General features: G+C 68.3%; 3 protein-coding genes and 1 pseudogene. All 4 read right to left on the bottom strand.

What is annotated here, in order from left to right; genetic code table 11:
• Window positions 1-3,746 (bottom strand): non-ribosomal peptide synthetase (locus ASF04_RS12915; protein WP_156368633.1); only part of this gene is annotated, 3,746 nt, incomplete at its 3' end.
• Window positions 3,747-3,950: 204 nt separating this feature from the next.
• Window positions 3,951-6,467: a non-ribosomal peptide synthetase gene (locus ASF04_RS12910; protein ID WP_056142162.1), complete on the bottom strand. Its 2,517-nt coding sequence runs from the start codon at window positions 6,465-6,467 to the stop codon at window positions 3,951-3,953.
• On the bottom strand, window positions 6,467-8,563 hold the full coding sequence (locus tag ASF04_RS12905) for a phosphopantetheine-binding protein (RefSeq protein ID WP_056142159.1): 2,097 nt from the start codon (window positions 8,561-8,563) through the stop codon (window positions 6,467-6,469). The genes ASF04_RS12910 and ASF04_RS12905 overlap by 1 nt, the downstream gene beginning before the upstream one ends.
• A gap of 118 nt (window positions 8,564-8,681) precedes the next feature.
• A pseudogene (locus tag ASF04_RS28755) lies at window positions 8,682-8,852 on the bottom strand (hypothetical protein); the annotation flags it as partial.
• Window positions 8,853-8,907: the final 55 nt, after the last annotated feature.

Below are 8,907 nucleotides of genomic sequence, written 5' to 3'. Positions count from 1 at the left end.
TGGCGCTCGTCGGCCAGGCGCACCAGGCAGGCGCGCACCAGCGGACCGCTGGCGAGGTCAAACGGGGCGCCGGCTTCGTGGGCTGCCAGGCGCTGTAATTCGAGATCCGGCTGCGCCACAGCACGTAAGTCATGCTCGGTCAGCACGCAGCCGCTGTCCGCTGCGGCGATGCGCTGGACGGGACTGCCATCGACAGCGTCGAACGTCGTGCGCAGCGCTTCGTGGCGCGCAACGATACGGTCGAGCGCACGCACCAGCGCGGCCCGGTCCAAATTGCCGTTCAACTGCAGGCCGTACGGAATATGATAGGCCCCGCTGCCGCCATCCATCTGCGCCAGGAACCACAGGCGTTGCTGGGCGAACGACAGAATGGCGCGCTCGGCGTCATCCGCCGGCGCGATAGCCGGCGCGCCGGCAGTGGCGTCACCGGTACCGGCGGCAGCTTGCGCTTCGTTCAACAGGCGGGCCAGGTCGCTCAACACCGGTTGTGCAAACACTGCTCCCAGCGGGATGGAGACGCCCAGGTGGTGGCGCAGACGCGAAATCATCTGCACCGCCAGCAGCGAATGTCCGCCCAGCGCGAAGAAATTGGCATGGCGGCTGACCGCGCCGTTCCTGAACAACTCGGTCCAGATGGCTGCCAGCAGCGTTTCTGCGGCGCCTTGCGGCGCTTCGTAATGCTCTTGCACGCACTGCAGCCGGGGTTCGGGCAGCGCCTTGCGATCGAGTTTGCCGTTGGTGGTGAGCGGCAGGCTGTCCAGCTGCATATAGATGGACGGGACCATGAACTCCGGCAGCGAGCGCACCAGGTGCGCACGCAGCGCTTCCACCGCCACCGGCTCCTTGCCCAGCGCACGGCTCGGCACATAGTAGGCGACCAGGCTGGAACCCACGCCGGTATCCCGCACCAGCACCACGGATTCGGCGACACCCGGGTGGGCTGCCAGGCGCGATTCGATCTCGCCAAGTTCGATGCGGAAGCCGCGCAGCTTGACCTGGAAGTCGTTGCGGCCCATGAATTCGATATTGCCGTCCGCCAGGAAGCGGCCCTGGTCGCCGGTCTTGTACATGCGCGCGCCGGACGCGGACGGATCGGCGACAAACGGATCGTGCAGGAAGCGTTCTGCCGTGAGATCCGGGCGCTTCAGGTAGCCGCGCGCAACGCCGTGGCCGCCGATATACAGTTCACCGGTCACGCCCACCGGCACCGGCTGCAAGTGCCGGTCCAGGATATACAGCCTGGTATTGCCGATCGGGCGGCCGATCGGTGCGTTACGCTGCAGCGGCTGCAGGTCGGCGTAGGTGGTGGACAGCACCGTGGCCTCGGTCGGACCATAGGCATTGATGATGCGCAGTCCGGGCACGAGATCGGTCAGGCGCCGCAGTTCCGCTTCGTTGAGCGGCTCCACGCCCACCATGACCTGCCGCAGCGACAGCTCGCGCAGGCGCTGGTCCGGTACTTCGGCCAGGCTGCGGATCAGGAATGGCGGCAGGTAACCGAGGTTGATGCGGTGGCCCACCAGCCAGTCGAGCAGCGGCGCGGCATCGACCCGCACCGGTTCGGGCACCAGCGTCAGGCAGGCGCCGTACGCGTACGGGACGAATACCTCGAACACCGAGGCGTCGAAACCGAAGCTCCCCCAGGCCGAAGCGCGCAGCGGGCCGGCGCCGGCATCGAGCGGATAGCGGCTGGTCCAGTCCAGCACCAGGTTGCACAGGTTGTCGTGGGTGACCATCACTCCCTTGGGAACGCCGGTGGAGCCCGATGTATAAATCAGGTAGGCCAGGTTGTCCGACGCCAGTCCCACCTCCGCCAGCGGCAAGTTGGTGTCCGGGCAGCCATCCCAGGCCGCGTACGCGGCACCCATTTCGATCAGCTGCATGCCGTCCGCGATGGCGGCGTCGCTCCATGCGCGCGCCATGCCGGCGCCGGTGAGCAGCACCACCGATTCGCTGTCGGCCAGCGTGCCCGCCAGGCGGTCGGCCGGATAGGCCGGGTCCAGCGGCACGTAGGCGCCGCCCGCCTTGAGCACGGCCAGCAGCGCCACCACCACGTCCGCGCTGCGGTCGAGGCAAATCGCGGCGCGGCGGTCCGGCCCCACGCCCAGGCTGCGCAGATGATGCGCCAGGCGGTTGGCGCGTGCATTCAGTTGTGCATACGACAGCAGCAGGCCGTCGTGCTCGAGGGCCGGGGCGTTGGGCCGGGATGCGGCGTGCGCCTCGAACAGTTCATGGATGCACAGGCCGCGCGGGAATTCGACCGCCGTGTCGTTCCAGCCCTGCGTGATCAGTTCACGCGACGCCTGGTCCAGCAGCGGCAGGCGGTCCACGGTCTGCTGCTCGTCGGCCACCATGGCGGCCAGCAGTGTGCGCCAGTGGTCAAGGTAGCGCGCCACGGTACCGGGGTCGAACAGCGCGCTGGCATATTCGAGCGTGCCTTCGATGCGGCCGTCACGTTGTTCCAGTGACAGGCTGAGGTCGAATTTTGCGCTGCCGGTAGCTGCGGGAGGCAGCGCCGCACTGGCCACGCCCGCAATCGACAGCAATTCCTGCGGCGTGTTCTGCCACGCGAACGCGACCTGGAACAGCGGGCTGTGGGCCAGGCTGCGCGCCGGGCGCACCTGCTCCACCACCTGTTCGAAAGGAATATCGACGTTTTGCTGGGCTGCCAGCGTGGTGGCTTTTACCTGTTGCAGCAGGCCGGCCACGGTGGGCGCCTGCGATAAATCGACGCGCAGCGCCATCATGTTGACGAAGAAGCCGATCATGTTTTCCAGCTCGCCGCGCGAGCGGTTGGCGTGCGGCGTGCCGATCACCACTTCGTCCTGGCCCGACAGGCGCGCCAGCAGCGTGGCCCAGCTGGCCAGCAGGGTCATGAACAGCGTGGTGCCATGGCGCTGCGACAGCGCCTTGAGCGCCGTTGTCAGGTCGGCGTCGAGGATACAGGCCAGGAAGTCTCCCGCATACTCCTGGCGGGCTGGACGCACGCGGTCGGTGGGCAGTTCCAGCAGCGCCGGGGCGCCGGCCAGGGTCTGTTTCCAGTATTCGCCCTGGGCCGCGATCTGTTCGCGCAGCGCATCGCGCTGCCAGACCGCGTAGTCGGCGTACTGCACCGGCAGCACTGGCAGCGGATCGGCGCCGCCGTCGCGGAAGGCGTTGTACAGCGCGCCCAGTTCCCGTACCAGCACGCCCATCGACCAGCCGTCGGCAACGATGTGGTGCAGCGTAATGAGCAGCACGTGGCGCTGCGCGCCCAGGCGCACCAGGTGGGCCCTGATCAGCGGTCCGGTCTGCAGGTCGAATGGTGTCTGCGCTTCCTGCGCCACGAGCGCGGCCAGCGCCTGTTCCGCCTGCGGATCGGCCGCCAGGTCGCTGCGCACCAGCGCGCAGCCGCAATCGTGCGCGGCGATGCGTTGGCGCGCTTGGCCGTCCACGGTGACGAAGGCGGTGCGCAGCGCTTCGTGGCGCGCCACGATGCGGTCCAGCGCGCGCGCCAGCACTGCGCCGTCCACCGGACCGTCCAGCTGCAGTCCATACGGAATGTGGTAGGCCTGGCTGGCGCCATCCATCTGGGCCAGGAACCACAGGCGCTGCTGGGCAAACGACAAGTTGGCGCGCTCGACGTCGCCGGCGCGCGGAATCGGCGCCAGCATGGTGGACTTGCGTTGCAGCTTGGCGGCCTTGGCAGCCTTCAGCAATTGTTCGCGGGCTTCGATATCCAGACGGTTCAGGTCACTAGTCTTCATTTTGGTTTTACTTTCAGGACGCACTGCATGGCGGTGGAACAGGCCAGGTTCATTGGATTGACAGACAGGATCATTAGAAGCCAGTACCGGAATTTGCAACACTGTCAGGCTTGACAGCGCGTGACGGCAGGCGCTTTGGCGGGAGAAAGGAAGAGGTACAAAAAAAAGCGGCGCCGGAGAGGCGCCGCCACGGCCCGCGTTACGTCAGGCTGCGATATCGGTCCGGCCGGCATAGACGCCGGCCAGTTCATCGAGGTCGAACTGCGCCAGCTGCGCATCGACGATGCTCTCCGCCATGGCCGCCAGGTGCGGCGCCGTGAACACGGCGGACAACCCCAGCTCGATGTCGAAAACGTCGCGGATGCGCGACAGCAGGCGCGCCGCCGACAGCGAATGGCCGCCGAGCGCGAAAAAGTTATCGTAGCGTCCCGACCGCGCGCAGCCCAGCAGCGTGCACCACAAGCCCGCGAGCGTGGTTTCGGTCTCGCCTGCCGGCGCCTCGTAGTCGCCCTGCACCGCAGGCGCGCCGGCGGCGGGCGCAGGCAAGGCCTTGCGATCGAGCTTGCCGTTCGGCGTGAGCGGCAGGGTTGCCATGGCTACCCATGCCGCCGGCAGCATGTAGGCCGGCAGGCGCTCCCGCAGCGCCTCGCGCAGGGTGGCCAGCAAGTCGCCGGTGTCCGCTGCAGCATCGCGCGCCACCACGTACGCGACCAGGCACTTCTCGCCGGCCGCATTGGTATTGGCCACCACCGCCGCGTCGCGTACGCTGGCGTGCTCTCTCAGGCATGCCTCGACCTCCCCGGTTTCGACGCGAAAGCCACGGATTTTCACCTGTGCGTCGTTGCGCCCCAGGTAGTCGACGGTGCCGTCGTCGCGCCATTTCCCGAGGTCGCCGGTGCGGTACATGCGCGCGTCGCCCTCGAGCGAATACGGGTTGGGAACGAAGCTTTCTAGGGTCAGGTCGTGGCGGTTCAGGTAACCGTGCGCCAGCCCGGCGCCGCCGAGGTAGATTTCGCCGGGCACGCCGACCGGCACCGGACGCCGCTGCGCATCGAGTACATACACCTGGGTGTTGCCGATCGGCCGTCCCAGCGGGATAGGGGCCAGGTCCGGCACCTCGCGTATGTCGTGCGTGAGGGCGAAAGTGGTGCTCTCGGTGGGCCCGTAGCCGTTGACCAGGTGCCGGGGCGCACCGCGCCGCACGACACCGGCGATCACCTCCGGATTGAGGGCGTCGCCGCCCACGATCAGGTAGCGCAGTCCGGCAATGGCGTCCGCCAGGTCCTCGGCGAACTGGTTGAACAGGCCCACCGTCATCCACAGTACGCTGATATGCTCTGCGCCCAGTACCGCGCCGAAGCGGCGCACATCGAGCAGCACGTCTTGCGGCACCACCACGCAGCAACCGCCGTTGAGCAGCGCGCCCCATACCTCCATGGTCGATGCGTCGAAGGCAGGATTGGCGGCAAAGGCGATGCGGTCGTCGGGGCCGAAATCGGCATAGTCGTTGTTGAGCACCAGGCGGTTGATCGCGCGATGCGGCACCACCACGCCCTTGGCAAGGCCGGTGGAGCCCGATGTGTACATGATGTAGGCGGCAGCCTCGCCATCGAGCGGCGTGCGCAAATTGCCGCCATCGGACCGGTCAAGGGTGGCGCGGTCGATATCGAGCGTGCCGGTCGCCTCGCTGTCGGGATGCCGAGCGTCGCAGCCGCCGATCACCACGCAAGCGCCGGTGTCGGCGAGGATGAACTGCTTGCGCTCGGACGGAAACGCATTGTCGATCGGGACGTACACGGCGCCGCACTTGAGGATCGCCAGCTGCGCCACGACCAGATCGAGCGAGCGCTCCAGCATGACCGCGACGGTGGAGCCGATTGCCACGCCCTGGCCGCGCAGACAGCGCGCCAAGCGGTTGGCCTGGCGGTTCAAGGCGGCGTAGCTGGTGGTCACTCCCGCATGCACCACGGCCGGCGCATCGGGCGTGAGCTCGGCCCACTCCTCGAACAGTTCGTGCACGCAGCGCTGGGGGCGATAGTCGCTGTCGGTCTGGTTCCATTCGACCAGGATGCGGTGGCGCTCCTGGGTGGTAAGCAGATCTAGGTCGCCGATGGTCTGTTCCTCGCCGCGCACCATGCCGAGCAACAGCATGCGCCAGTGCGAAAAATGGCGCTCCGCCGTGGACCGTTCGAATAGCGACGGTGCGTAGTACCAGGTGCATTCGATGGCGCCGCCCAGGTCGCACACGCTGAGCGCCACTTCGCAACCGGCCATGGCGTCGCTGCTGCCGCTGAGCGCCGGTGCGGAGACGGCATCGAACACGAAGCCGAATTGCGCCGGCAGCAGCGGACCGCCGCGCCCCGCTGCGGAAACCTGCTGTACCTGCGCCGACACCTCACCGAGCAGGCGCTGGACCTGGTCCGCCGACGCCACTTGCAGCGTCACGCGCGCCGGCGCACGCCCCACGATGCGCGTGCCGACGGTAACCCGGTCCTGCGTGGACAGGCGTGCCAGCACGGCGGCAAACGATGCCAGCAAGGTGGTCGACGCCGAAACACCCTGGCGGCCGCTGAGTGACCGGACACCGCGCACGAGCGCGGGTTCGAGCCGGTGCGCGATGGCCGCGCCGAGGCCGGCGCCGCCTGGCGCCGGAACATGGTCGCATGGCAGTTCAATGCGCGGCGGCATGCCGTCGCTATGTATCAGGCTAATAGTGCTCATCAAAATTCCTCTCCATACAGGTCGAGATCCGCCTCGTTGTGCGAGATCATGTGCGCGTACTGTTCGCGCGTGGCGATAAGCTTGAGTTCCTCCATGCATAGTGCTTCGATGCGGCCGATGGCGCCGCAATAGTGGGACAGCAGCCGCGTGGCGCGGCTGCCGGTGCTGTAAATGGCGACATGCAGGCACTGGCCGTGCAGCGTATGCTCGATGGCCAGGGTTTCGCCAGCCAGCAAGCCGGTGGCCGAATGCGGCGCCGGCGCCTCGTCCAGGGTAAAGCGGACCACCGGGCCCGATGGCCCGGCGCCGGCCGGTGGTGCGGGAATGGCGCGATAATGACGCTTGGCCGCTTCCAGCGCCTGCACGATGTCCGCTTCTGGCCGATGCGGCAGCGACAGGCGGCGCAGCGCCAGGAAGCAGCCGACGGTGGCGCCATAATCGATACCGCCTTCGGCATCGCGGGCGTCGCCGCCCACCACCATGTCTGCCGGACCGGTGGCGCCATCCTCTGCGCGCATCAGCAGGAAAGCCGCCAGCAGCAGTTCCATGGTGCGGGTACGGAACGCGCCGTTGGCCAGTACCGGGTTGAACACGACCGAACCGGATGCGGTATCTTCGGTGCGGTGCGCCGCGCTGTTTGCCGCAGGACCGTGCGCCAGCGGCGGCGTGGCGGCGGTTGTGCTGCACAGCCAGCCCGCGTAGGCGGGCCCGCGGCCCAGGTCGAGCGGCAGACGGTCGGTTAGCTGGTCGAGCAAGCGGCCGATATCGGCCTCCAGCACCGTCCACGAACGGGCGTCGCACACCACCCGGTGCAGCGACATCACCAGCGCCGGCACGCCAGCCGGTTGCGAAAGCAGGAACAGCGGGCCGGACGCCGCAATGACAGCTGCGTGCGCATACACCAGCGCGTCCGCCGCCAGGCCGGATTCCGGCGCCGCCTGGTGCACCAGTGCCTGCGGCGGCGCACCGGCAGCCGGGAACCGCAGCCCGCTGGCGTCGAGCGTGCCGCGCAGCGCGTCGTGACGCCGCCACAGGGCGGCGGCCAGTTGTTGCACTGCCACCGGCGCCAGCGCCCGTGGCAGCGTAAACAGCCTGCTTTGCACCAGGTCCGGTGCGTGAATGGCGCCGCCCAGCAGGTAGGCCTGTGCGCTGGTGAGCGGCGATGAATGGCCAGTGGCCGCGCCCTGCGGGCTATCGGCCAGCTGGCCGGCCAATGCGGCAATCGTCTGATGCCTGAACAGGTCGCGCACGGTAAAGGCAAAACCCTGCTGGCGGGCGCGCGCGACCAGCAGCATCGAGGTGATCGAATCGCCGCCCGACGAGAAAAAATTGTCGTCGATGCCGATGCGCTCCGCTTTCAGCACGCTTTGCCACAGGCTGCACAGCGTGGCTTCGATCTCGTTGCGCGGCCCGACATAATCGGACTTGCGCAACTGTGCGGCGGACGGCGGCGGCAGCGCATTGCGGTCCACCTTGCCGGTGCGGGTCAGCGGCAAGGAGTCGACCAGCACGAACAGATCCGGCACCATGTAGTCCGGCAGCACCAGGCATAGCGCTGCGCGGCATGCGGCAGCCAGCTCCTGTTGCGCGGCGGGCGCAGGTGCTGCGCACACCAGGTAAGCCACCAGCCGGACCGGATCCCCCTCTTCCTTCCGGTACGCATTGACCACCGCGTCCTTCACACCGGGCAGCAGGCGCAGCTGCGCTTCCACTTCGCCGGCTTCGATGCGCATGCCGCGCAGCTTGATCTGGTGGTCCTGGCGCCCTTGGTAGGCCAGCCGCCCGTCGGGCAGCCAGCGCGCCAGGTCGCCGGTGCGGTACAGGCGCGCGTCCGGTTCGGCGTTGAAGGGGTCCGCGATGAATCGCGCCGCGCTCAGTTCCGGCTGGCGCAGGTAGCCCAGCGCCAGCCCGGCGCCGCCGATATGCAGCTCGCCCACCGCGCCTTGCGGCAGCAGCGCGCCCTGCGCATCGAGAACATAAGCGCGGTTGTTGGCGATCGGGCGGCCGATGCCGACCACATTTCCCACGCCAGGGCTCACCTCTTCCCAGGTCACGTCCGCGCCCACTTCGGTGGGGGCGGCCGATGCCGACCACATTTCCCACGCCAGGGCTCACCTCTTCCCAGGTCACGTCCGCGCCCACTTCGGTGGAGCCGTAGATATTGAGCAGGCGYGCCTGCGGCAGCGCCGCCTGCACCCGCGCGGCCAGCTGCGCGCCCAGCGGTTCGCCGCTGCTGATGATGAAGCGCAGCGCGAGGCCCTCCAGTCCATCGTGGTCGGCCAGCACATCGAGCAGCGACGGCACCAGCGTGATGCGGCTGATGCGGTACGCGCGCAGCGCCGCCACCAGCTGGTCGATGTCGCGCACCGCCTCGTCGCCGATCACGACCAGCGGCGTGCCCTGCGTGAGCGGCTGGAACACTTCGGCCACGTGGTCGACG

It is taken from the genome of Duganella sp. Leaf61 (assembly GCF_001421905.1).
GTDB lineage: Bacteria > Pseudomonadota > Gammaproteobacteria > Burkholderiales > Burkholderiaceae_D > Rugamonas > Rugamonas zoogloeoides.
The sequence above is the reverse complement of the archived record's forward strand: the minus strand, read 5'-3'. Positions and strand labels throughout refer to the sequence as shown.